Source organism: Nonomuraea rhodomycinica (genome assembly GCF_013363995.1).
Classification (GTDB): Bacteria; Actinomycetota; Actinomycetes; order Streptosporangiales; family Streptosporangiaceae; genus Nonomuraea; species Nonomuraea rhodomycinica.
This window is the reverse complement of the sequence record NZ_JABWGO010000021.1, coordinates 12,332-36,471: the sequence shown is the minus strand read 5'-3', so window position 1 is coordinate 36,471 and position 24,140 is coordinate 12,332. Positions and strand designations below refer to the sequence as shown.

At 69.7% G+C, this 24,140-nt stretch carries 21 protein-coding genes and 1 pseudogene; 12 read left to right on the top strand and 10 right to left on the bottom strand.

Going from position 1 to position 24,140, the window contains the following annotated elements; genetic code table 11:
- Positions 1 to 53: 53 nt before the first annotated feature.
- Positions 54 to 2,456 (bottom strand): AfsR/SARP family transcriptional regulator, encoded by a 2,403-nt coding sequence (locus HT134_RS43230; RefSeq protein ID WP_246366578.1) that lies wholly within the window; start codon positions 2,454 to 2,456, stop codon positions 54 to 56.
- Between the two features lie 173 nt (positions 2,457 to 2,629).
- Between HT134_RS43230 and HT134_RS43225 the strand changes: the two genes are divergently transcribed.
- From HT134_RS43225 to HT134_RS43190, 8 genes are all read left to right on the top strand, one after another.
- Entirely contained in the window at positions 2,630 to 3,517 is an 888-nt protein-coding gene (locus tag HT134_RS43225; protein WP_175606313.1) for a hypothetical protein, read from the top strand.
- The gene (locus HT134_RS43220; RefSeq protein ID WP_175606312.1) at positions 3,514 to 4,728 is read left to right on the top strand and encodes a S8 family peptidase; all 1,215 of its coding nucleotides are present in this window, start codon (positions 3,514 to 3,516) and stop codon (positions 4,726 to 4,728) included. Before HT134_RS43225 ends, HT134_RS43220 begins: the two co-directional genes overlap by 4 nt.
- Positions 4,729 to 4,804: 76 nt before the next feature.
- Positions 4,805 to 6,262, top strand: a complete 1,458-nt coding sequence (locus HT134_RS43215; protein ID WP_175606311.1) for an endo-1,4-beta-xylanase — start codon at positions 4,805 to 4,807, stop codon at positions 6,260 to 6,262.
- Between the two features lie 397 nt (positions 6,263 to 6,659).
- The gene (locus HT134_RS43210; RefSeq protein ID WP_175606335.1) at positions 6,660 to 8,111 is read left to right on the top strand and encodes an amidase; all 1,452 of its coding nucleotides are present in this window, start codon (positions 6,660 to 6,662) and stop codon (positions 8,109 to 8,111) included.
- A 284-nt stretch (positions 8,112 to 8,395) separates the two neighbouring features.
- Positions 8,396 to 8,548: a hypothetical protein gene (locus tag HT134_RS43205; RefSeq protein ID WP_175606310.1), complete on the top strand. Its 153-nt coding sequence runs from the start codon at positions 8,396 to 8,398 to the stop codon at positions 8,546 to 8,548.
- Positions 8,545 to 8,955 carry a MerR family transcriptional regulator gene (locus HT134_RS43200; RefSeq protein WP_175606309.1) on the top strand — a complete coding sequence of 137 codons (411 nt, stop codon included), beginning with the start codon at positions 8,545 to 8,547 and terminating at the stop codon, positions 8,953 to 8,955. Before HT134_RS43205 ends, HT134_RS43200 begins: the two co-directional genes overlap by 4 nt.
- A 240-nt stretch (positions 8,956 to 9,195) precedes the next feature.
- Positions 9,196 to 9,945 (top strand): SDR family oxidoreductase, encoded by a 750-nt coding sequence (locus HT134_RS43195; RefSeq protein WP_175606308.1) that lies wholly within the window; start codon positions 9,196 to 9,198, stop codon positions 9,943 to 9,945.
- Positions 9,946 to 10,032: 87 nt separating this feature from the next.
- Positions 10,033 to 10,929, top strand: a complete 897-nt coding sequence (locus tag HT134_RS43190; protein WP_175606307.1) for a LysR family transcriptional regulator — start codon at positions 10,033 to 10,035, stop codon at positions 10,927 to 10,929.
- A gap of 34 nt (positions 10,930 to 10,963) precedes the next feature.
- On the opposite strand, the gene HT134_RS47425 is transcribed toward HT134_RS43190, so the two are convergent.
- A complete protein-coding gene (locus HT134_RS47425) occupies positions 10,964 to 11,086 on the bottom strand; it encodes a YceI family protein (RefSeq protein ID WP_175606306.1) in 123 nt (40 codons plus the stop codon).
- 68 nt (positions 11,087 to 11,154) lie between these two features.
- Positions 11,155 to 11,601 carry a YybH family protein gene (locus HT134_RS43180; RefSeq protein WP_246366567.1) on the bottom strand — a complete coding sequence of 149 codons (447 nt, stop codon included), beginning with the start codon at positions 11,599 to 11,601 and terminating at the stop codon, positions 11,155 to 11,157.
- A 348-nt stretch (positions 11,602 to 11,949) separates the two neighbouring features.
- Between HT134_RS43180 and HT134_RS48265 the strand changes: the two genes are divergently transcribed.
- The 3 genes from HT134_RS48265 (at position 11,950) to HT134_RS45045 (ending at position 14,617) form a co-directional block, all read left to right on the top strand.
- Positions 11,950 to 12,117, top strand: coding sequence for a hypothetical protein (locus tag HT134_RS48265; protein WP_376768150.1), 168 nt, complete (start codon positions 11,950 to 11,952; stop codon positions 12,115 to 12,117).
- Between the two features lie 105 nt (positions 12,118 to 12,222).
- Positions 12,223 to 13,023, top strand: coding sequence for a hypothetical protein (locus HT134_RS45050; protein ID WP_217709076.1), 801 nt, complete (start codon positions 12,223 to 12,225; stop codon positions 13,021 to 13,023).
- Between the two features lie 292 nt (positions 13,024 to 13,315).
- Positions 13,316 to 14,617, top strand: coding sequence for a Tn3 family transposase (locus HT134_RS45045; protein WP_217709075.1), 1,302 nt, complete (start codon positions 13,316 to 13,318; stop codon positions 14,615 to 14,617).
- A gap of 67 nt (positions 14,618 to 14,684) precedes the next feature.
- Here HT134_RS45045 and HT134_RS43170 read toward each other — a convergent pair whose 3' ends face one another.
- From HT134_RS43170 to HT134_RS43145, 6 genes are all read right to left on the bottom strand, one after another.
- Positions 14,685 to 15,083: a profilin gene (locus tag HT134_RS43170; RefSeq protein ID WP_175606305.1), complete on the bottom strand. Its 399-nt coding sequence runs from the start codon at positions 15,081 to 15,083 to the stop codon at positions 14,685 to 14,687.
- A 321-nt stretch (positions 15,084 to 15,404) separates the two neighbouring features.
- A complete protein-coding gene (locus HT134_RS43165; RefSeq protein ID WP_175606304.1) occupies positions 15,405 to 17,123 on the bottom strand; it encodes a polymer-forming cytoskeletal protein in 1,719 nt (572 codons plus the stop codon).
- A gap of 310 nt (positions 17,124 to 17,433) precedes the next feature.
- Positions 17,434 to 18,300, bottom strand: coding sequence for a tyrosine-type recombinase/integrase (locus HT134_RS43160; RefSeq protein WP_217709074.1), 867 nt, complete (start codon positions 18,298 to 18,300; stop codon positions 17,434 to 17,436).
- A gap of 164 nt (positions 18,301 to 18,464) precedes the next feature.
- Positions 18,465 to 19,127, bottom strand: coding sequence for an NAD(P)-dependent oxidoreductase (locus HT134_RS43155; protein WP_175606303.1), 663 nt, complete (start codon positions 19,125 to 19,127; stop codon positions 18,465 to 18,467).
- 24 nt (positions 19,128 to 19,151) lie between these two features.
- Complete coding sequence (locus tag HT134_RS43150; protein ID WP_175606302.1) at positions 19,152 to 19,796, bottom strand: FMN-dependent NADH-azoreductase; 645 nt, start codon at positions 19,794 to 19,796, stop codon at positions 19,152 to 19,154.
- Between the two features lie 52 nt (positions 19,797 to 19,848).
- A complete protein-coding gene (locus HT134_RS43145) occupies positions 19,849 to 20,562 on the bottom strand; it encodes a DsbA family oxidoreductase (protein ID WP_175606301.1) in 714 nt (237 codons plus the stop codon).
- Between the two features lie 126 nt (positions 20,563 to 20,688).
- On the opposite strand from HT134_RS43145, the gene HT134_RS43140 reads away from it, so the two are divergent.
- The gene (locus HT134_RS43140; protein ID WP_217709073.1) at positions 20,689 to 21,099 is read left to right on the top strand and encodes a winged helix-turn-helix transcriptional regulator; all 411 of its coding nucleotides are present in this window, start codon (positions 20,689 to 20,691) and stop codon (positions 21,097 to 21,099) included.
- Between the two features lie 53 nt (positions 21,100 to 21,152).
- On the opposite strand, the pseudogene HT134_RS43135 reads toward HT134_RS43140, so the two are convergent.
- Positions 21,153 to 24,005 (bottom strand): annotated as a pseudogene (locus tag HT134_RS43135) (Tn3 family transposase).
- Positions 24,006 to 24,140: the final 135 nt, after the last annotated feature.

Below are 24,140 nucleotides of genomic sequence, written 5' to 3'. Positions count from 1 at the left end.
CGACACCGCCTCCCGGACTTCTTCGAAGAAGAATGCGCCGGCCGTCACCCTCGCTACCGCCGGCCTCCGCGCTGAGAGTGCTCCTGGTGCAGCTCGGCGGCGCGCTCGTACCAGGAGGCGGCCTCCTCGTGGCGGCCGAGGCGATGGCAGACGTGGCCGAGACCGTCGCACGCGCCGGCCTGCCCGAGAAGGTCCCCGAGCCGCTGGTGCAGGTCGAGGGCGAGCTCGAAGTGGCTGCGGGCCTCCTCGAGGCGGTCGGCCGCGGCGCCGGCCCGGCCGAGGTGGCCGTGAGCGCAGGCCATCCCGCGCAGGTCGCCGGCTCGTCGCGCGGCGGCCAGCGCGGTGGTGTGGACGGCGAGGTGCTCGTGCCGCATCCCGCGACGGTCGAGGAAGTCCGCGACGGCCCAGGCGAGCTGCCAGGCGTGACTGTCGAACCCGTGGTCGGCGGCCTGGGCGATCGCGGCGACGAGCACCGCCGACTCGGCGGTGAACCAGGCCAGCGCCGTCTCGCGGTCACGCGGCCGCTCACCGGCCGCCTCCGCCCCTGATGGCGCAGGGAGGACCGGGTGGCGGTGCGGGTTCAGCAGCAGCGCCGCCGCGTGGGCGGTGCGCAGGTAGTGTTCCAGCAGCCGGTGCTCCGCGGCGCGGCGTTCGGCCTCCGGGGTGAACGCCTGGGTGAGTTCGACGGCGTGGGCGCGCAGCAGGTCGTGGAAGGTGTAGCGGCCGGGGGAGGGCTGGGTGAGGAGGTGGGCGCGGCACAGCTCGGCCATCAGCGGGCGTGCCCGCTCGACCGGCAGGCCCGCCAGCGCGGCCGCGGACGGCACGCCGAGATCGGGCCCGGGATGCAGGCCGAGCAGCCGGAACACGCGCGCCGCCTCGGCGCTCAGCGCCTGGTGCGACCAGGAGAACACACAACGCACCTGCGTGCCGGGACCACCGGCGTGGAAGGCGTCCAGGTTGTCGTGCACGGCGGGCAGCTCGCCGGCGATGGCGGCCAGCGGGAAGTCGGGGTGCGTGGCCGCCCGGGCCGCGATGACGGCCAGCGCCAGCGGCAGCCGCGCGCACCGTTCGATGATCTCCGCTGTCGCGCCGGGGTCCGCGGCCACCCGTTCGCCGCCCAGCCGGCGGGCGAGCAGGTCCCGCGCCTCGGTGTCGGACAGCAGGTCGAGACGGAGCGGGTGGGCGCCCTCGGCGGCGATCAGGCCGGGGAGCTGGTCGCGGCTGGTCACCAGCACCAGGCAGCCGGGCGCGCCGGGCAGCAGTGGACGGACCTGCTCGGCGTCGCGCGCGTTGTCCAGCACGACCAGCATCCTGCGCCCGGCCAGCAGGCTGCGGTACAGCCCGGTCTGGGCCTCGATCGCGGCGGGGACGCGGTCGGCCGCCACTCCCAGGGCGTCCAGGAAGGCGCGCATGGCCTCGACCGGGGTCATCGGCCGGCCGCTCTGGTCGAAGCCGCGCAGGTTCACGTAGAGCTGGCCGTCGGGGAACCGGTCGCGTACGCGGTGGGCCCAGTGCACGGCGAGCGCGGTCTTGCCCACGCCCGGGGCGCCCGTCACGGCGGCGATGACCAGCGCCGTGGGCTGCTCGGCGGCCGTGGCGAGCAGGGCGTCGAGCCTGGCCAGTTCACGGTCGCGGCCGGTGAAGCCGTACACGTCCGGGGGCAGCATCGCCGCGACGGGCCCGGCGGCGCGGACGGAGGCGACGGCGGGCTCGGCCTGGGAGCGCAGCAGCGTGTCGTGCAGCCCTCGCAGGCCGGGACCCGGGTCGAGCCCCAGTTCGTCGGCCAGCCGCTTCCGCAGGAGCCGGTAGACGTCCAACGCGTCGGCCAGCCTGCCGGCGCCGTGCAACGCGCGCATCAGGAGCTCGACCAGGGACTCCCGGAAGGGATGCTGCTCCACCAGCTCCAGGGCCTCGGCGGTGACCTCGTGATGGCGGCCCAGCGAGAGCTCCAGCGCCAGGCACTCCTCCACGGCGGCGATCCGCCGCTCCTGCCAGATCCTGGCCGCGGCCTCGAAGGTCCGGCCGCTGATGCCGGCCAGGAAGGCGCCGCGCCACAACGACAGCGCCTCGCGGTAACCGGCGACGGCCCCGGCCGGGTCCTGGCGGGCCGTCCGGCGCGCCAGCGCGGCCGCGCTCTCGAAGGCGCGGGCGTCCAGGCCGCGTTCGCCGGGTCGCAGCAGGTAGCCCGCCCGCCGGGTGGTGATCAGGTCGGCGGGGGCGCCGGCGTCGACCAGCGTCCGGCGCAGCCGCGTGACCAGGTCCTGGATCTGCCGCCGGGCCGAGGCGGGCGGCTCCTCCCACACGACGTCCACGAGCTGGTCCACGGTGACGACCCGGTCGGCGTCGAGCAGCAGCGCCGCGAGCGTCCGTTCCTGCCGCGGCCCGTGCAGCGCCACCGGGCGGCCGTCCACCCTGACGTCCATCGGCCCCAAGATGCCGAACCAGGCCGTGGCCATCACGCGTTCCCCCTTGATCTGCGAGCGCAAGTGTAGACATCCGGCGGGTCCGCCGGTGCGTACGGATCGAGGACCGGACGAGGGCGGATCGAGGATCGCACGCCCTAGCGTGACGAACCCGGTGGGGGAGACGGACCTCCACCGCTCGTCACCATGATCCGACAGGAGCCACGATGGTCCACCCCTCGCAAGGGCGCCCGCCCGCGCAGGGACACCCGCAGCCCTGGCAGGCGCCGCCACCGCAGCACGGCACGCCCCTGCGGCCGCAGCCCTGGCAGGGGCCGCCGCCGCAGCACGGCGCGCCCCTTCGGCCGCGGCCCGGGAGGAAGGCGTGGCGGGTCGTGGCGGGCGTCGTCGCCGTCTGCCTCGGCCTGCCCGCCGTCCTGGCGGGTGGCGGCTTGGTCGCGCACGCGGTCGCCGACAGCCGCCAGCAGATCCCCAGCAAGCGGTACCTGCGCAACCTGTGGCGCAACCTGCCGGTGGAGACGCTGTTCCCCGCCACGATCGGCCTGCCGGACCCCGGCGCGCGCGAGGCCGGGCCGGGCGCCGGACGGGGGTGGACCCGCGCCGCGGTCTCGCCGGAGACCTCCTGCGGCAAGGCGCTCTCCGGTGACCTGGCCCGCGAGGCGGGCGCGCGGGGCTGCGTGGCGGCGGTACGCGCCAGCTACGTGGACGACACCGGGGGAAGCGCCGCGACGATCGCCATCGTCGCCTTCGGCGAGCGCGACGACACCGACGACCTCGACAGCGTCCTGCGCGAGAGCCGGCGGGACGAACGCGACTACGGCGTCCGCGTCCTGAGCGCGCCCGGCCTCGCCTGGGCCGACGGCGCCCGCGCGGGCAGCGGCGCCTGGGCGGTGCCCGACCCGGACACGCCGCTGCTGGTCGCGGTCACCTCCGGCCCCGTCGACGGCCGCCGGCCCGGCCGGCTCCCCCCGCCCTGGGGGCGCGGGGAGATTCAGCAGCAGCAGGACCGCTCACCCTGGGCCGAGACGTCCGTGGGCCTGGCCGAGAGCGTCGTCCTGCGGCTCTCGGACGAGATCGGCAAGGTCCGCTCGTGAGACCGGCAGGCAAGATCGTGGGCGTGGCCGCCGTCCTGCTCCTCCTCGCCGCGCGGCCCGCCCAGGCCGGCGCGGGCCGCGACTGGCACCTCGCGGCCATGCGCGTGCCGGCCGCGCGGACGATGGCCGAGGGCGAGGGCGTCACGGTCGCGGTGCTCGACAGCGGCGTGGTGGCCGGCCATCCCGCCTTCCGGGGACGGGTGAGCACCGGTCCCGACCTCATCGGCGGCGGCGCCCGGCCGGGGCAGCCGTACTGGGGGGCGCACGGCACCGCGATGGCCTCCGACGTGCTGTCCGTGGCGCCGCGCGCCCGGGTGCTGTCGGTCCGGGTCATCTGGGACCGCGAGGACCCGGCGAGGGACAGGTTCGACGAGGCCGTGAAGAAGTGGGCCAGGACCCGCGAGATCGCCCCGGAGGTCAAGAAGTCGCAGCAGGCACTGGCCAGGGGCATCCGGTACGCGGTGGCCCACGGCGCCAAGGTGATCTCGATGTCGCTCGGCACCGACGAATGGGGCGCCTTCCAGCCGTACGAGGAGGACGTCGCCGCCGCCGTCGGCCACGCCGTGGGCAAGGGCGTGGTCCTGCTCGCCAGCTCCGGCAACGGAGGGTCGAGCGACCTCGCCGACCCCGATGCCAACAACGTCGTGTCCTACCCGGCCGCCTATCCCGGTGTCATCGCCGTCGCCGCGATGGGCCCGGACGGCAGGCGGGCGGAGTTCTCGCAGGTGCACACGTACACGACGATCGCCGCTCCGGGCGTCGACATCGCCAGCGCCTCGAACACGGGAGGGTACCGCCTGGTGAACGGCACCTCTCCGGCCTGCGCGCTCGCCGCGGGGGCGGTGGCCCTGATGGTGTCGCGCGCCCCCGGCCTGAGCCCGCGTCAGGTGCGCCGCATCCTCGTCGACACGGCGATCAAGCCCTCGCGGGGTTACACCCCCTTCCTGGGCCACGGCCTGATCGACGCCGAGGCCGCGGTACGCGCCGCGGCCCGCACCAGACCCGCCGAGACGGCCGCCGCGCCTTGGGAGGGCGGCGAGCGTTTCGCCATGGAGCCCGTGGACGACCGGGTCGATCATCCTCCCGTCGACCCGGTGTACCTGGCGGCGGGCGGCGCCGGCGCCGTGTTCGGGCTCGGCTGCTGGCTCGGCGCCTTCTTCCTGCTCCGCCGCCCGCGCCACCGCCGGGCGAGGACCTCCCCGACCGGTTGACCCACGATCGCCTGCCCCACGACCGCTTTGACCCACGCACCGAGCATCCCACTCGCCCTCAATTGCGAAAGAAGATATGAAACGCCTATTTGTCTCCCTCGTCGCCGTGAGCACCGTCCTGCTCGCCGCCGTGGCGACGGCCGTCACCCCCGCCACCGCGGCCGAGGTGACCCTGCGCACCCTGGCGGCGGCCCGCAACCTGCGCGTCGGGGCGGCGGTCAACGACCGCGGCCTGGACAGCGACAACGGCTACCGCGACAAGCTCCGGTACGAGTTCAACAGCGTGACGCCCGAGACCGCCATGAAATGGGTCAACCTGGAGCCCGAACCGGGCGTGTACACCTGGGGCAAGGCGGACGCCGTCGTGTCCTTCGCCCAGCAGAACAACCAGATGGTCCGCGGTCACACCTTGGTCTGGCACAGCGCCCTGCCCACCTGGGTCAGCGACGGCTCGCTCAGCGACCAGGAACTGCGCGCCGCGCTCCAGCGGCATGTCGAGACCACCGTCAAGCGCTACGCCGGACGCGTCGCCGTTTGGGACGTCGTCAACGAGGTCCTCGCCGAGGACGGAACCCTCAAGCAGACCATCTGGCTCAAGCGCCTGGGCCCCGGCTACATCGCCGACGCCTTCCGGTGGGCCAGGGCCGCCGACCCCTCCGCCAAGCTCTACATCAACGACTACAACGCCGAGTGGAGCAACCCCAAGCGGACCGCCCTCTACAACCTCGTACGCGACCTGCGGGCCCAGGGCGTGCCGATCGACGGCGTCGGGTTCCAGACCCACTCCCTGATCAAGGACCCGACACCGGAGACGATCCCGCCGACGCAGCTCAGGAGCACCTTGGAGCTGTTCGCGGGGCTCGGGGTCGACGTGGCCGTCACGGAGCTGGACGTCCGGCTCAAGCTGCCGGTGGACGAGCGCAAGCTGGCCGCCCAGGCCGAGATCTACCGCCGCGTCACCGCGGCGTGCGTCGCCGTCGCCCGCTGCGTGTCGCTGACGGTCTGGAGCCTGACCGACAGGTACTCCTGGGTGCCGGCCGTGGTTCCCGGCTGGGGCGCGGCCCACCCGCTGGACGCGGCCCTGGCCAGGAAGCCCGCCTACGACCAGATGCAGGCCGTCCTGGCGGACCGGAACTTCACCTCCACCGCCGTCGCGAGCCACTCCGGCAAGTGCCTGGCCGCTCCGAGCGGCGGCGCTCAGTTCGTCCAGGCGGTGTGCGGCAGCGGGGCGGACCAGCGGTTGCTGTTCCGGCGCGCGGCGCCCAAGATCTACCAGATCGTCGACTCCTCCGGGACGCTGTGCCTCACGACGGGGAGCGGGAGCGCCCTGGTACGGCGGACGTGCGCCCTCGACAGCACCGACCAGCGGTTCGAGCTGCGCCCCTCGGGTCAGGGACATCAGCTGGTGTCCGTCCGCACCTACAAGTGCGTCGGGGTCGCGGACGGGAGCACCGCCGCCGGAGCCGTCGTCGAGCAGGTGTCGTGTTCGGCCGGCCCGACGTGGCGCCTGGCGGACCTGCCCGGCCATCCGTAGCCACGCGACCTTCGGGTAGCGGGTGAACGCGGGATCGGGCGCCGCTCGTCGAGCGGCGCCCGACTCGAGCCATCTCGATAGAACCACTTCACAATGACTTATCCCGCTTACTTGACAATCCCCGCACGCTATGGCCACCAGTCCAGCGCATAGTCGGTGGCCGGATAGATCCATGATGATGATTGAGATGTCTGTCTCGTTGCGCGAAGCGGCATTTCATGCCCTTGCCAGTGGATTCCATCTGCCGCCAACCACTCTGACCTGCGGTGAAACATCTTTGACTGCATAAAGGGTGCATGGCTTCGGCCAGTGAAGATGGCTGTTTCGACTTTCCGGGTGAACGCGGGCGACGCGTGTGGGGACAAGCATTTACGGAACGCCCTTAGAGTCAACCTCCATGGAATGGAGTTTTCAGGCGGCCGAGGACCTCGCAGCCGCATTGCGCGCCGGTGAAGTGACCTCCGTGGAACTGACCGACGAGACGATCGCCCGTATCGAGCGGGACGACGAAGCGATCAACGCGATCTGTGTGCCGGACTTCGACCGTGCCCGGGCCGCCGCACGCGCTGCCGACCGGGCGCGCGCCCGCGGCGAGGACCGGCCGCTGCTCGGCATTCCGGTGACGGTCAAGGAGTCGTACGACGTCGCCGGGCTGCCCACGACCTGGGGCATGCCGCCGCACCGGAACCACATGCCGGCCGAGGACGCGGTACAGGTGTCGCGACTCAAGGACGCGGGCGCGGTGGTGCTCGGCAAGACGAACGTGCCGTTGGGGCTGCAGGACATCCAGAGCTTCAACGAGATCTACGGCACCACCACCAACCCGTGGGATCACGGTCGCACGTCGGGCGGATCCTCCGGCGGGTCGGCGGCGGCCCTGGCGTCCGGGTTCGGCGCGCTGTCCATCGGCTCCGACATCGCCGGCTCGCTGCGCACCCCCGCGCATTTCTGCGGCGTCTACGCGCACAAGCCGACGCTCGGGCTGGCGGCCAACCGCGGCATGGTCGCGCCGTCCGAGCCGGCATTGCCGGTCGACCTCGACCTCGCCGTCGTCGGTCCGATGGCGCGCACCGCCCGCGACCTCACGCTCCTGCTCGACGTCATGGCCGGACCGGACCCGCTGACGTACGGTGTGGCGCACCGTCTGGCGCTGCCGCCCGCCCGTCACGAGCGGCTCGGCGATTTCCGGGTCCTGGTCCTCGACGAGCATCCGCTCATCGCGACCGGGTCCGCCGTGCGGGCGGGCGTGAACCGGGTGGCCGCCGCGCTCGTCGACGGCGGCGCCCGCGTCGAACGGCACAGTCCGCTGCTGCCCGATCTGACCGAAGCCGCGACGCTCTACATGCAGTTGCTGATTTCAGGCTCCGTTGCGCGTTTTCCCATCGACTCGGAGGAGCAGCTGCGGGCCCGCGCCGCCGGACTGGGCGCGGACGACCAGAGTCTTGACGCCGTGCGGCTGCGCGCCATGGTGTTCAGCCACCGCGACTGGATGGACGCGAACAACCGCCGCGAGGTCCACCGCCACGGCTGGCGGCAGCTGTTCGCCGAGTTCGACGCCGTGGTGTGCCCGATCACGCCGACGCCCGCGTTCCCGCACGACCACAACCCCAATCCGTTGGAACGGCGCATCGACATCGACGGCGTCGAGTACCCGTACTTCGACCAGCTCGTCTGGGCTGGCCTGGCCACCATGCCCGGCCTGCCCGCCACCGCCGTACCAACGGGCCGGTCCCCCGAGGGCCTGCCGGTGGGGGTGCAGCTCATCGGTCCGATGTTCGAGGACCGCACCCCGCTGCGGCTGGCCGAACTGCTCGAGCAGGAGATCGGCGGCTTCCACGCGCCGAAATAGACCACGCTGCCGGCCATCGGCGGGGCCGTCGTCGCGGCCGCCCGTCTTCACGAGCGACCACCTGGGCAACACCCGGCCAGCAGCTCTGGAACGACCAGTCACGCCAAGCCGACCCCACCCGCCCTCCTTGGCGTGACTGTTCGTTCGCCCGCCTTGCCTCGTGGCTCTGTGGCGCGCACCGCGACGGGCGAGGGAGATGCGGAGATGGCTGCCGGCCACCGATGGACTTGAGTTCGCCCATAGGCGAACTTCTAGCGTCGGTGCCATGACGCAAGACAGCTCAGGTGGTCACCGTCGTGGACGCCCAGCGGATCATCCAGGTGGCGGCCCTCGTCGTCATGTCGCTCGCCCTGGTCGTACGGCTGCGCTCCCCGGGGCGGACCTCGGGGATACTGGACCGGCGAGACTCATCGGCGAAGGCGGGAGGTGTGCCATGACCAGCACCGACCACCGCGGCTTCGAGACGAGCCAGGCCTTGCTGACGGTCGGTCAGGTGGCCAGGGCCGCCGGGGTGACGGCCAACGCCGTCCGCTTCTACGAGCGCTACGGTGTCGTCAGCGGTTACCGGAGCAGCGGCAACGCCCGCCGCTTCACCGTCGACACGATCTGCCGGATCAAACTCGCCCTCGCCGCGCAACGGGTGGGGATCACGCTCAAGGAGAGCGCCGACATCCTCGCCGGCATCCCGCCCCTCTCACGCGATCTCGACCAGTGGGTCAGCGCAGGTGAACAGCTCGTCCTGATCGGCCAGGCCCGCATCGCCCAGCTTCAAGCGACTGTGAACGAACTGGCCACCCTCGACTTCCTCCAGCCGGACACCCCGGAGGACCGGCCTCGGCATTGACCCCTTCGGGGAACCGATGTCCTGAACTCTCCGAGGCGACAGCCCGCCGCGCGCCGTCCGCTCGAAGGCGTCCCGTGTCCCTGTTCGACTTGCGTGCGCCCAGCCTGGCGCCCGTACGGGCCCGGCTGCGGCCCCCCCCGCGAGGACCCTCGCGAGACCACCTGCCCGGCGGATCGCCCGCGGCCAGTCTCCAACATCAGCGCGCACACTTCATCCCACCAGACACAGCTGGAAGGCATCATGCACACTCTGCACGGCAAGACCGCCCTCGTCACCGGCGCGAGCCGGGGAATCGGCCGCGCCATCGCCCAGCGCCTGGCGCGCGACGGCGCCCGCGTCGCCGTCCACTACGGCAGCAACGAACACGCCGCCAAGGACACCGTCGCCGCGATCCAGGCGGCAGGCGGGCAGGCCTTCTGCCTGCAGGCCGAACTCGGCGCACCCGGCGATGCCGAACGCCTGTGGGCCGCCTTCGACGCACACGCCGACGAGCTGGACATCCTGGTCAACAACGCGGGCATCCTCAACGACGAGCCCGGCATCGAGCACGTCACCAGACAGCAGTACGAGCGGATCTTCGCGATCAACGCCACCGCCCCGTTCTTCATCACCCAGCTCGCACTGCCCCGGCTGCGCGACGGCGGCCGGATCGTCAACATCTCCACGATGCTGACCCGCGGCTCGGCCATGCCGCAGTCCATCAGCTACGCCATGTCCAAGGGCGCGCTCGACGTGCTCACCTCGACGCTTGCCAAGCAGCTCGGCCCACGCGCGATCACCGTCAACACCGTGGCGCCCGGCGTCATCGACACCGACATGCACCAGGGCAGGCTCGTCGGGGACGCGCTGGCCTGGCTGTCGTCCCTGTCTCCCCTGGGACGCGTGGGCACCCCCGAGGACGTGGCCGACGCGGTGGCCTTCCTGGCCTCCGACGACAGCCGCTGGGTGACCGGCCACTGGCTGGACGCCTCAGGAGGAACCCTGCTGTAGCGGTCCCGCACTTCCGGCGCCTTCATGGCTTATGAGTTATCTCCTCTAAGATTCATATCGCTGTGGCGCTATGCCTCTGGAGGCGTGATGGAGTTGAACTCGCTCAGGCAGTTCCTGGTGGTGGCGCGGCTGGAACACCTCAGCGGAGCGGCCGAGGAGCTGCGCGTCGCCCAGCCGTCGCTGAGCCGTACCATCGCCCGCCTGGAGAGCGAGCTGGGCACGCCGCTGTTCGAGCGGAGCGGTCGGCTGCGGCTGAACGACGCGGGCAGGCTCTTCCGCGACCACGTCGAACGCTCCCTGGGAGAGCTGGACGCGGGGCGGCGAGCCGTCGCCGAGGCGGTCAGCGAGGGCGTGGGCACCGTACGGCTCGCGTCGGAGACGTTCCTCACGCTCACCGGGCCGCTGGCGGCCTTCAAACGGGCTCACCCGACCATCGAGATCGAGCTGCGCTGGATGGCGGCCGAGGACATGGGCCGTCACCTGCGGGCCCAGGACGTCGACCTGTGCGTGGCCTCGCAGCCGATCTCCGCCGAGGGACTGGAGGCGGTCCAGCTGCTCGACGAGCCGGTCGGGCTGGGCACGCCGGTCGACCACCCGTTGTCGGGCCGTACGTCGGTGAGCATCGACGAGCTCGTCGACCTGCCCTTCGTCAGCGCCCGCAAGGGGCACTGGCAACGCCGCCTCCTGGACCGGCTGTTCGCCGCGCGCGACCACACCCCGAAGATCGTCTGCGAGGTCGACGAGCCCAGCGCCATCGCGGCCCTGATCAGCGCGGGGCTCGGCGTCGGTCTCGTGCCCGCCTTCGCCCGGATGAGCCCCGCGCGGGTCGCCGGCGTCTGGGTTCCCGTCGACAACCCTGACTGCCGGCGCGCGGTCACCCTGTACTGGGGCACCGGCGGCCACCTGTCCACCGCCGCCCGCCTGATGCGCGCCACGATCGCCAACTGGAACTGGATCACCGGCGAACCGCAGGAGAAGCGCTGAGGACGCGCCGCCGGGAGCCGCGCCCCGAGGGGCTTCACCGGCTGCGGCTCGGCGCGATCGGCGCGGTGACGAGCGTGACGTCGTAGCTGGTGAACCGGCCGCGCGTCTTGCTGATCACGAGGTGGCGGACGGTGAAGGCGACCTCGGTGGAGTTCATGGCTTTCTCCATGGACGCGGTGCCGCGGCGACGCGGCGCGGGGGGAGCGGGGGAGCGGGGTGGCGGGCTCAGGGCTGGAGGTCGACGACTCCCTTGCCGCTGGCGATGTCGAGCGGCACCGAGACCTGGTCGTGCGCGATCAACCAGGTGCCCTCGATCTTCCGCAGGCAGTACGTGACCCTGACCCACATGCCGCTGGTCGCCGTGCCGTTCTTCAGCGTGCCGCTGAGACGGGCGAAGGCGTGCCCGAACGCCAGGTCGTCGCCCACGGTGAGCGTCAGGTCGCGAACCTCGTACCGCACCTGCTCGAAGAAGGCGAACACGGGCGCCCAGTTCTTGAGCTTCGCCTCGACCCCCACGTGCTGGAGCGGCGGCTCGATGTCGAAGGACACGATGTCCGTCGCGTAGAGCCGCCGCAGACCCTCCAGATCCTTGTCCTGGAGCCCTTCGACGATCTTGCCGATCAACCGGCGGATCTCGGCCTCGTCAACCTCGCGCTGCGTGGACATCGTCATCCCGGCCTTTCCTCGTGCGGTGGAACCTTGGCTTCTCACCCCCCGAAGCTATGGCTCTGGAGCTATCTTGTCCAAGATAAACATTGCTATGGCGTTATGACTGTGGAGGCATGAGCACGGGGTCGGGTCGGTGGACCGTTGACGCGGGCTCCCCGTAGCAAACGGCGGAAATCCAACGGATTAAGGTCTGACCTGCGGGTTCGTTCACAAACTGGATGATCTGTTGAGCAGTTGGAGCGTCTTCGGTCGTTCCCGGACATCGGGCGCGAGGAGCTGATCAAGTACTTCACGTTGACGTCGCGTGAGCACGCGTTCCTGGATGCGCCGGGTCGGGGACCGTAAGCGCGCTTGGGGCTTGTCGTACAACTGTGCACGCTGCCGTGGCTCGGATACATCCCCGACAACCTCCAGGAGGTTCCGCGGGCTGCGTTGGTGCGGTTAGCAGGGCAGAGTGTTCCCAGGGATGTTGGAACAGTACGCGCGAGCCACGAAGAAACGTCCGCAGACCCGCAGTGATCACCTGAAGCTGGTGATGAAGTACCTGACGTGGAAGAACCCCTCACCGGGCAGCATTCAGTGGAAAGAGCTGGAGCAGTTCCTACTGGACCGGCCTAGCAGGCGGTGGAGCATCTGATCAGCGCGCAGGTGGTACGGCCCGGGGTCGTCACACTGATGGAACTGGTGACCGCGGCCCGTTCTGCCGCAGGGGCGTTGACCACTCAAAGAGTCGAGCACCTGCTGACACGGCCGATGCGGGCGGATCTGGACCGGCTGCTGGTGCATGATCCGGAGATCGGGATGCCGCGGCTGCGGTGGTTGACGACGTCGGCGGTGGAGGCAACGCCACTGGCGATCGGCGTCTCCATTGACAAGTTGCTGTATCTGCGGGCGATGGATGCGCACCACCTGGATCTGTCGATGCTGCCGCGGGAGCGGCGCCGGTTCCTCGCCACGGTGGGCCGCCGCTCAACGGTTCAGGGGCTGGCACGGCGCGAGGAGCGCCGCTACCCGATCCTGCTCGCGCTGGTCGCTCAGTCCTCAGTCGATCAGATGGACGAGGTCATCGCGCTGTTCGATCAGGCGGTGTCGGCACGCGAGTCGCACGCCAAGACCAAAACGGATGAGGCCTTGGCGGAGCGGGCCAAGAAGGGCGAGGCTCGCCAACTGCTGATAAATGTGATCCCCCCTATCCTGGTCGACCCGGGGTCTCGGATGAGCAGGTGGGCGGGATCTTGCGAGAGCGCATCGGGATGGACAAGCTCCGCGATCAGCTGGAAGCCGTTGCCGCGCGACCACGGCCGCCTGGCCGCGCTGGAGGCCTCCTACACCTACCTGCGCAAGTTCACTCCCAAGGTGCTATCGGCGATCGACTTCCAGGGTGGCCCCGGCGCCGCCGATCTGATGGACGCCCTCGAGGTTTGAAGGAGCTGAACCGGACCGGTGGCCGCAAGGTCCCGGCCGGGACGCCAACGTCGTTCGTGCCCGCCCGGTACGCCGATTACTTGGCCAAGGCCCGGACGTCAGGTGATGAGACGGCGTTCCGGCACTACTGGGAGCTGTGCCTGGTGCTGGCGCTGCGGGATGGGCTCCGCTCGGGGGATGTGTTCGTTCCCGGGTCTCGGCGGTATGCCGATCCCGGCAGCTCGTCATTCCGCCGCTGTCGGCGGAGGACATCCCGGCCGAGGCCAAGGCGCTGCGGGAGGAGTTGTCGGGGATGCTGCCGTTCGTGCCGATCGCCTCGCTGCTGATCGAGCTGGACGCCCGCACCCACTTCCTGGACTGCTTCACCCATGCCGGCGGCCGCAAGACCAAGCTGTCGATCGAGCAGAAGCGCAACATCCTCGCGGTCTTGATCGCGGGGGCCACCAACCTCGGGCTCACCCGCATGTCCGAGGCGTGCGGTGTCTCCTACGACACCCTCGCCTGGACCCAAGAGTGGTACGTGCGGGAGGAGACGCTGCGCGAGGCGAACACGGTGCTGGTCAACCACCACTACAAGCTGGAGCTGGCCAAGAAGTTCGGGGGCGGCACCATGTCCACCTCCGACGGGCAGCGCTTCCCTGTGCGCGGCAGGAGCTTGACGGCCCGGGACATGAACATCCACGGCGGGAAGGTGTTGTCGACCTACACCCACGTCTCCGATCAATGGTGGACGTACGGGACCAAGCAGATCATCCCCACCACCCGCGAGGGCCACTACACCCTCGACGAATTGCTAGGGAACGAGACCGATCTGCCGATCCACGAGCACGCGACAGATAATCACGGTGCCACGCTGGTCAACTTCGGCCTGTTCGACCTGGTCGGCAGGGTTCTGACGCCCCGGGTGCGAGACCTGGGCCGGATCACGCTCCTGAGGGTCGACACCCCTGCAGCGACCAACGCCCTGTTTCCTCACGCCGGGCCGCTACTGGCCGACCGGTGGAACGAAGACCTCATCACCGAGTGCTGGGATGACCTGCTGCGGATGGCCGGATCGCTGAAGTTCGGTGAGGCGAGCGCGTCCCTGGTCGTCGGCAAGTGGTCGGCCGCCTCCCGCCAGAACACTTTCTTGGCGGCGGTCAAGGAGTGGGGCCGCATGCGGCGAACCATTCACGCTGCTCGCTACTTGTCGGACCCGGTCCACAGGCGGAAGATTTCACGCCAGCTCAACAAGGGCGAGAGCCTGCACGCCCTGCGTCGCGATCTGCACCACGCTCAGCAAGGCGCGATCGTCCGCCCACACCTGCAGGATCAAACCGAACAGGCCTGGTGCCTCACGATCCTGACCAACGCAGTGATCACCTGGACGACCGAGTACTACGCGATGGGGATCAAGGAACTGCGCGCCCAGGGCCGCGAAGTCTCCGACGAACTGCTGTCGTTCATCGCGCCTGGCCACCGTGAAAACATCAACTTCTTCGGCTTCATCGAGGTCGACATCGAAGGCGAACTCGCCAAGCTCGACGACGGCTGGCGGCCGCTGCGCCCGACCTTGGTCACCGAGGCCGGCACCACCTTCCTGCTCAACCCTTGACGGTCCTCCTCTCGGGTCGGTGCGATGAGCCCCAAAGTAGAGAGTCGCCCCGGGGCCACTCCGGTGATCAGTACGCGGCGTTGATCAGTTCGTCGGCAAGAGACTCGACGACGGGAACCACTTCCGTCACTTGGAGCGGGAAGTCATACTCCGCGACGATGATGCACTGGTTCGTCTGCGCCACGATCGCACCGGCGTGTTTGAGATCGGACCTGAGGAAGAGGGAGCGCTCATCGCGCCCGATGGTGAAGAACTTGGTGCCGGCCAGCACAAGACCGCCGACCTGGCCCTCTCCGCCGCTGAACACGGCCCTGCACTCCTTGCTGAGCTGACTCTGCTCGGCGGCACTGAGCTTGTACCCCTCGGACGCAGCCAAGATTTCGCCGTCCAGCCTGGTGATTGCCGCCCGGTCGACCTTACCGGAGCCGATCAGATTGTCGTCCACATAGCGCTGCCACTCGCCCATGCACAGTCCCTCCAGTTGCAACCCAGCCCATGCCAGGCGATCCAGTATTTGTCATCTTCTAGGAGTACGAACGCGTGATCAAGGTTTCCGCTCGAGTCTGTGCGATGAGCCTCAAAGTAGGGAGTCGCCCCCGTTCACAGCAGGCGACCGGGGCTCCTGTCGAGGCCGGTTTTCGGCCTGGACGATCGGGGATGAGTCCGGCGCTCGCTGGCCTGATAACGCCGAGCGGCGTGTTCCCCTGATGCCGGCTTTGCCGTAGGCAACGAGGGCCTCTGCGAGGGTGGCCCATCCGCGAGTCCCTGTGCGGAGGTGCGCCAGTCCTCAAGGGTTCTGTTTGGGGACAGAGGTCTTCGCGATATTCGAATAGAGGAGGCCGTGGACGACTTGTAGGTCGGTCCTGACCAGCACCTTCTCCGCGTCGATGTGCATGATGCTCTCGGCGGGACCGCGGATCACCATCTCCCGGTTGGCCTCCACCTTCCCATTGAAGACCGCAGGCCCGTGGACGACCAGTTTGCGCTTGGCGTCGACGGTCGTCAGCTTGTCCTCGATCGTCAAGTCTGTCGCGGTTACCAGGCCTGCGACTGTCAGGTTCTTCATGGGGCGGACATCGCCGTTGACAGACAGGTCGCCGCCGACATCGACCTTCCGTTTGGCGTTCACCTCTCCCTCGGCGTCCAGCTGGCCGTGGACGATCAGCCGCGGTGGTCCGTCTTGGGTCTCCAAGACGGAGTCGACGGTCAGCCCGCCCTGGAGGGTGAGGCGGTCCTTGACCTGAGCTCGGCGGGTGATCAGGTCGTTCAGGTCGGCCTTGCCGGCTGCGACGGTTCCCCACTGACGGTTTCCGGCGCCTTCGAACACATTCACCCCGGCGGCCGGGAACTCGATCCACCCATCCGTGGTGGCCTTGCCTTGTACCCATTTGGTGTTGATGCCGTTGAGTTCGGCCTTGTCGGCGTACACCGTCCCCTGGTTCGATCCGTTCTCCCGATGGACGGTGAGTCCTTCCTTGCGGAAGCCGATCCACCCGTCGTTGGTGCCCTTGCCCTGCACCCAATCGGTGTTGATCCCTGTGAGGTCGGCTTTCTCGGCGGTCACGGTTCCCTGCCCGCCGGTGTTGTCGTAGACCTTTACCCCGGTGCCGGTGAAGGTGAGCTGGCCCTTGGTCGCCTTCGTCGTTCCCTGGACCCAGGGTGTGTCGATGCCGGTGGTGGCGGTGAGGGTGGCCGTACTGAGGGTGGCAGTGGTGATGTCGGTGGCGGTGAGGGTGGCGACAGTGAGGGTTTCCAGGACGGGATGACGCACTTGAACGGTCGTGGTGAGAAAGTGTTCCTGTGCAGGGGTGGTGCGGGAGGTCGCCTTGAGGGTGTAGGTGGTGGCCCGCGTCGGGGCGGCCGGCGGTGACCAGGAATACGAGGCGCCCGTGGGGGGCTTTGCGATGGTGCCCGACGACCCGTTCGGGTAGGAGATCTGGTAGTTGAACTCGTCGGACCCGTCCCAGCGCAGTGTGAGGCTGTCTCCGGTGTCCAGCATCTCTTTGTCCGAGCGGAAGCTATGCGGCGCGGGGATCGGCTGGGGAGTGGTCTTCACCACCGCCACCGCCGCGTAGGTGGGCGAAGCCGGAGCGCTCGCCCGAACGAGGGTCTCGGCGACCGGCAACACCACCGGCCCGGCGCCAACGGTGAGGGTGACATCGGCCAGTGTCAGGATCATGCAGTCGCCGACGTAGAAAGTGTCACTACGGCCGCTGGCGGTGGCATGGAAGCTGTTAGTGCCGTTCGGACCGAAGGCCACCGGGGTCTGGACGTTTGTCGTGGTATCGGTGTATACGCCGGTGGGGTTGATGCCGCTGGTATTCGGGGTGAGGGCGTCGACGGCGGTGCCGACCGGCACCGTCACCTCGATCTCGGACCAGTTCACCGGCCTTTTCGTGTTGTTGGTGATGACCAGATACACCGTCCCCTTGGACGGGGTCCTGTTGTTCTCCGAGGCCTCCAACGACGCAGGATCGGTGAGAACGGTGTAGGTCAGCGCGGTCATGGGTTGCTACTCCTCTCTGTGCCGGCGCAGGCCGACACGACCCGCACATGACAAACGGACACGCGGCGGGACCAGTGACGCGACCTCCGAAATCCACCATCAGCCCGTACCGCAGAAGATCACCCTTTCCGATCCAAGCGCCTGGCCGTCGAGGTGGACAAGTGCGCTCACGGCAGCCATAACAAGGCGATTCGGCGATACCAACAACTCCTTGACACGAGCAACGGACCCGGCAGCTTGCCCAGAGCCGGGGTTGAGGAACCTGCGGACAGCCGTTGGCGCTGAGACTGATCTTGGGTTGGTGTGAGATTCAGCGACGGTCACGGCGTCTGCGGGCGGCGCGGATTTCTGCGTCGCCGATCTCGTCGGCCAGCAGGGCGTACAGCTGCGTGGTTTCGGTGGAGGCGTGACCGAGGCGGCGGCGCACGGCCTCGATGGACACCCCGGCGTTGATGAGCTCGGTGGCGTGGGCATGACGCAGCTGGTGGATGTCGATCTCGACACCGGCGGCGGCGCAGTAGGTCTGCCAGCGGTGGTGGGCGGCGTCGTAGGACAGCGGCCCGCCGCCACCGTTGATGGAGGCGCGGAACAGTGGCCCGGCGGTGTAGCCGGCGCGGGTCAGGTAGAGCTTGAGCAGGGTGACGTAGCCGCGGTCGTCGAGCAGGACGGTGCGGACGCTGCCGCCCTTGCCGTGGATGCGGACGTGTTCGTCGTCCAGGCGCAGGTCCAGGTCTTCGACGTACAGGCCGCACACCTCCGAGGCGCGTGCGCCGCACACATAGGCGGTCTCGAACAGCACCCGATCCCGCAGCCGGTCCAGCGGCAGGTCCTTACGCGGCCGCCGCGAGCAGATCACCGCCAGCACTTTAGCCACGTCGGCGGCCACGGCCGGGCGGGGCAGGCTCTTCGGCACCTTGACCGTGTCGATGCGGTCCATCGGGTTGGCGGCCAGGAGGTCGTGGCGGACCGCCCACTTGGCGAAGGAGGCGACGGCGGCGCGCTTGCGCTTGCGGCTGGCCGGCGACAGGTCGGCGAGCGCCAGGAAGGCCCGGATCGGCGCGGCGGTCAGTGCGCCGATCTCCTCGCCGTGGTGGGCGGCGCAAGCGATCAGGTCGCCGGTAGGCGCGCCGGGTGTGGACGGAGGCGCCGGCGTTGGCCAGGTCGGTGAGGAAGTCATCGAGGTGGCGGGCAAGCGGGTGTGTGCGGCCGAGCTGCTCAGCGATGACTGGATCCATCGCGCCGACCCCCCATCCGCCGAGTTGCCAGATAACCGGGAAACGAAGCCTCCGCGCCGGACGACACTCGGGGTCGCTCATTGGACAGCCGCAGACGGGTGGCGTGTCAGCCTGTCGTGTTCCAGACGAGCGGTGCCTTGCGGATCCAGGTGCCCTGCTCGACGACGTCCAGCAGGAAGTCGGCAAGGTCGCCGCGGTTGATGCGTGCGGCGGGTTTCATGGTGCCGCGTTCGGCGGCGCGGACCGGCCCGGCGGCGGGTTTGTCGGACAGGGCCATGGCGCGGGCGAGGGTCCAGTCGGTGCCAGAGGCCCGGATCTCCCGGTCGACGCCATGGTGGTCGTTGAAACCGGCCTTGAGGTTGGACAGGCTGATGGCGGCCCTCACCACTGGGTTGAGATGGTTCCAGTCGTCGCCTGCGCCCTGGGTGGAGGTGACGACGATCCGCCGGATGCCCAGCTCGCCCATCACCGCGAGGGCGTTGCCGATCGCGTCGGTCATGAATCCTGGCGGGCTGACCGGCTTGGACCAGGGGTTGTCGGAGGCGCGGGAGTTGTTGAGCGCGACGATCACCGCCTCGGTGCCATGGGCGGCCTTGCGGAGATCGGCGATGTCAGCGGGCGTCCCCTGGATCAGGTCGACCCCGGCTGGGGCGTGGACGGCGTCGGGGTTGCGGACCAGCGCGCGCACGTGGTGGCCGCGCGCGGCCGCCTGCCGGAGCACGTGGATGCCGGTGCGGCCGCTGCCGCCGAGAATCAGCAGTCCAGACATGGGAGATCACCCTAAGTGAACAGGTCAGGCGGCGTGGGGAGTCGCGATGGTCATGGCGAGGTCACGGACCCGGGCGTGGGCGTTGGCCATGGACGCCTCGTGCAGCGGGAGCAGCGGCGCCAGGACGGGCGCGTGCGGGGCCATGGTCAGCTCCGGCGTCACGGTCGTGACGTCCAGGCCGAGCAGGTCGTCGTGGCCCAGGACCGCTTCCAGCGCGGGAACCACGTAGTCCAGGCCGTGCTTGGGAGCGCCGGGCCCGTACCCGCCGCCGCGCGCGGAGATCAGCACCGCTGGACGGCCCTGAACGGGCGAGGGCCCGGCGTGGCTGAGGGTGCGGCCGGCGACGATGACCTGGTCCAGCCACGCCTTGAACACCGACGGCATCGTCAGGTTGTACATCGGCACGGTGAACAGGTAGGCGTCCGCGCCGAGGAACTCCTCGATCAGCTCGTCCTGGAGGGCGGCGGCCTCGGCCTGCTCGGTGGTGTGCTGGGCGGGGTCGGTGATCCGGGCGGAGATCCCGACGGCGCTCAGGTGCGGGATCGGCGCGGCGGCGAGGTCGCGGTGGATCACCTCGCCCTTCCAGGCGTCCCGGAAGGTCTGGGCGACCTCGCGGGAGACCGAACCCTCGCCAAGCGAGGAGGAGTCGATGTGCAGCAGGTACGACATGGCAGTCGGATCCTTTCGAAGTGAAGTGGGCCTGCGGGTGAGGGGGTGCCGGTCAGGGGCGAGGCGGGACGGCGCAGCCGTCCGGGCCGCACGCCGGGATGTCGCCGCCGGTCACCGGGGTGAGCGGGTGGGTTTCGTCCCAGGCGGTGCGCAGCACCTCCAGCAGGATGTCGGTCTCGCCTGCGCCGGGGACGCCGTAGCGGCCGTCCACGACGATGAACGGGGCGCCGGTCGCGCCCAGGCGCTGGCCGCGGGCGGCGTCCTGCTGGACCTGCCGGCGGTAGCGGCGCTCGGTGAGCGCCTGGCGGGTCTGCTCGCGGTCCAGGCCCAGCTCGTCCCCGAGGCGGAGCAGGTCGTCCAGGCCGAACACAGGATCGGCCTTCCCGAAGTAGGCGGCGAAGATCGCGTCCCACGCCTGCCGGTTCTTGCCCTTCGCGGTGGCGTGGGCGAGGAACTCGTGCGCCAGGAGGGTGTTGCCGACGTGGTTGTCCAGCACCCGGTAGGGGGCCAGGCCCTCGCCCGCGGCCAGCGTCTCGATCTTCCGCGTGGACACCTCGGCCTGCCGGCCGCTGATGCCGTGCTTGCTCGCCAACGCCTCCCGGACGGTCAGCAGCCGGTCGGTGGGGAAGCCGGAGCTGAGCGGGAAGGAGTGGTGGATCACCTCCACCTGGTCGCCGTGCTCGAACCGCTCCACGGCCCGGTCCAGCCGGTGGCTGCCCAGCCCGCACCAAGGGCAGGTGATCTCGGCCCAGATCTCGACCTTCACGAATCCTCCAATTCCTACTTTCCGTGCGCCACACTTCCTACTTTTTGTGTGTAACGGCAGATTAGGACAGTATGGAGGGGCTTACAAAAGGCACTTTGCTGTGCGTCACGGAGAGGAATGTGCGTAATGGACCAGGCAGCCGGAACCGAACCCGCCGCCAGCCGGGGGCCCTGCGCGGCGATCCCGGCCGAGCAGATGGCCTTCATTCGCGAGATCTTGGACCGCGTCGGCGACAAATGGAGCACGCTGATCATCGCGCTCCTGGAGGACGGCCCGCTGCGCTACAGCGACCTGCAGCACGACGTCCCCGGCATCTCCCAGCGGATGCTCAGCCACACCCTGCGCCAGCTCCACCAGGACGGCCTGGTCACCCGAACCGCCTACGCCGAGGTCCCACCCCGGGTGGAATACGCGCTCACCCCGCTGAGCCGCAGCCTGCTCGACATCGTCAAACAACTGATCGGCTGGGCATCTGACCATCACGACGAGATCCGCCGGAACAGGGCCGAAGCCGAGACCGCGGTGCCTCGGCGCTGAGCCCCGGGCAATGTCCGGCACAGATGTCGCGCTTGGAACGCAGGGGTGTCCGGCTACACGCCGCCGCCATCATGCGCCTCGGGCATTGGGCCGAGTTCACGCAAACCCTGGGCGGGCGCGGAGGCGGTGATGGCGTAGCGGCCGAGGAAGTTGATGTGGGCGTGGCCGAGCGGGCTGAGCCGGGCGACGTCCTCGTCCTTGACCGGGACGCCCTGAGCGCGGAGCTGGTCGACCGCGGCGGACAGGTAGCGGGTGTTCCACAGGGCGACGGCGTTCACGACCAGGCCGAGCGCGGCCAACTGGTCCTCCTGGCCATCACGGTAGGGCTGGCGGATCTGGTCGTCGATCGGGTCGAGAATCGACAGCAGGTGCAGGGTCTTGTCGATGCGGCCGTACTCGGCGAACGCCTGCCCGAGCGGGGTCGGGTTCCCGTTTCGGGAGAACATGCGCAGCAGGTCGTAGGCCCGGACCTGGTTGGTGACCAGCGACCCCGCGACGCGGACCATGTCCGACCACTGCGTCTGGATCTTCTTCCGGTTGATCTTGTTGCGGGCGATCGCCTCCAGCGGCCCGTAATCGCTCACCGCGCTCTCGTCCGGCCCGCTGCCCGCGCTCGGGGTGCCGCAGGTGCTGGGGAGGTCGGCTCGCCAGAACCGCTGGTCACCCAGGTCGGCGAAGCGGGCGCGAACCGGTAGCCGGGCATGGAGAAGATCCCGAACACCATGTCCGAATCCGACGCCTGGTCAGTCGTGACAACCTCCGGCTTCGGGCCGGCAGCGAGGGGCAGGCGTTGACGGTCTGGACCGGGACGACGAACCGTAGCCCGTCGACCGAGGCCAGAAGCCCGCCGCCCCACTGCGCCACGATCGTGATGGACCGCTGGTGCTCGATGAGGATCGCGTTCGCCGCCGCGTGGGTGTCGGTCCGCGCGTAGTTCTGGTCGACGTGTGACAGGCGGCCGCGAGTGAGGGCCTCGTCCCCGTCCTTGATCACCGGGACCATGCCGACGTTGCAGGCCTCGGCGACCAGCAACGCCACCAGCGAGCGGGGCAGGCCGTGCATCCGAGTCGAGATGTCGGCCAGATGCACGTACGCGTCCAGGAACCCGGTCCAGGCATGGACCTCCAGCAGCAGTTCGGGCAGGTCGATCCTCGGCAGCATCGCCTGGCACGCGCCGCGCAGCCACACCAGGGACGGGCTCTCCCCAAGCGCGCCGAGCTTGTCCACCGACAACCGGGCCCGCCCGTCGGCGGGCGTGATCACCCGCATCCGGGCGTCCTCGCCCGCCTCCTCCAGCCGCGCCTTCATCTGCTTCCAGGCCGCGTCCAACGCCAGCAGCTTGCCGTCCAGATGGTCGTTGACCGGGTCGGTCAGCGACAGCGATGCCAGCACGTCTTCGCTGATCGCCTCCCACGTCCGTCCGTTCAGCAGATGTGCGCGCGGGTCGGCCCACCGCAGTGACGGCGTCGCGAACACATCCCGCACCCCCAGCGCCCGATGCAGTGCCTCCAGCACGCACACCACGTAGGCGTCACGGTCCACCGCGCCCTGCGGGAGGTCGGGGTTGGCGAACACCGCCCGCTTCCACGCCGGCGTCACCAGCAAGGTGTCGATCTCCTGGGACAGCAGGGGCTTGCGGGACACGTGCCGGCGGGCCAGTTCCGGAAGCCGCCGCACCGCCGCCAGGATCTTCCGGCCTCCCGCCGCGGCGCCCAGCGCCTGCGACTCGCCCAGCAGCTTCAGGAAGGGGCGGACGGTGTTGTACTTGTCGACCAACGCCGCCCGCATCGCGGCCTCCGCCGCGCCGTCATCATCAGGGACCAGCTCCTCGACGGAGTCCAGCGCCGCCAGCACCTGCTCCTTGGTCGCGCCGGCCTGGTCGGTGACCGCCGTCCACAGCGCCGCCGGATCCAGATCCGCGTCCGCCTCGACCATTTGCGGCGCGCCGGGCTGATCAACCGGGTGGCCATCAGCAGCGCGAACAGATCGAAGGAGTCGTCGATGGCCTCGGCCTCCAACGACCGGGTCACCGCCACCAGCGTCGCTGTCCGCCGCGCTCCAACAGCTTGGCCGGCAGCGGAGCCTTACTACCCGCCCCGTACCGGGCAAGGGTCTTCATCCGCCGGATCGGCACCTTCGACACCTCCACCCGGCCCAGCCCGTACCGGGCGATGTCATCCACCCGCTTCAACGCCCGCACCAGCTCCGCGCCCGACTGCCGCTTCGGCGCCTGCCGCAACCGCTCCAACTCCGAAAACCGCGACCCGTCCGGAACCTCCAGCAGCCCCATCAGCGCCCGCGGAAGACCCGAATCCGCACGGGACGCCTGCCGCGCCACCGTCGCGAACAGAGGCTCATCCGCTTGCTCCCGCACCGTGTCGATCAGCCGCTCCAGCACCCTCACCCCCGGCTACAGCATCCGGTTGCGCCGCAACCACGCCACCGACTGGTCGAACAACGCCGTCGGCCCCTCCGCGTGCGTCCACGCCCGACCATGCAAGAACGTCAAGAACCCCTTCGCCCGCTTCCGCGCCTCCCACGTCTCCCGATCCCCGAACACGCAGTAGCCGTAGGCGTCACGGATCATCCACGCGTGCTCATACGCCGTCTTCGGCCGCACCCCGTACCGCTTCACCTGTGACGGATCCGCGATCCCCAACTGCTCCGCCAGGTAGTCCACCACCGGCCACGGCACTGCCAGCGGATCCTCCAAGAACAACCCCTTGTACCGCAGCGTCCCGATCTGGATCGCCACCCCCAGACGATGCGCGTCCTGACGCGACTGAGCGATCACGTTCCGATCGAACGCGTCCAAGAAGAAGAACTTCTCCAGATCCGACGACGGCAGCTCCTCGAAGCTCCCGTACGCGGCCCCTCTGCTCATCAGACAAGAACTCCGCAGGCATGACCTAAGAACGTAAACCCACCGCGTATCACCAGGTAACAGGCACAACAACGTGAGGAATCGAGAACCTCGCCGGGGACGATTAACACTGCTCAGAGGTCAAGATCATTCTCAGCGCCAACGGCTGTCCGCAGGT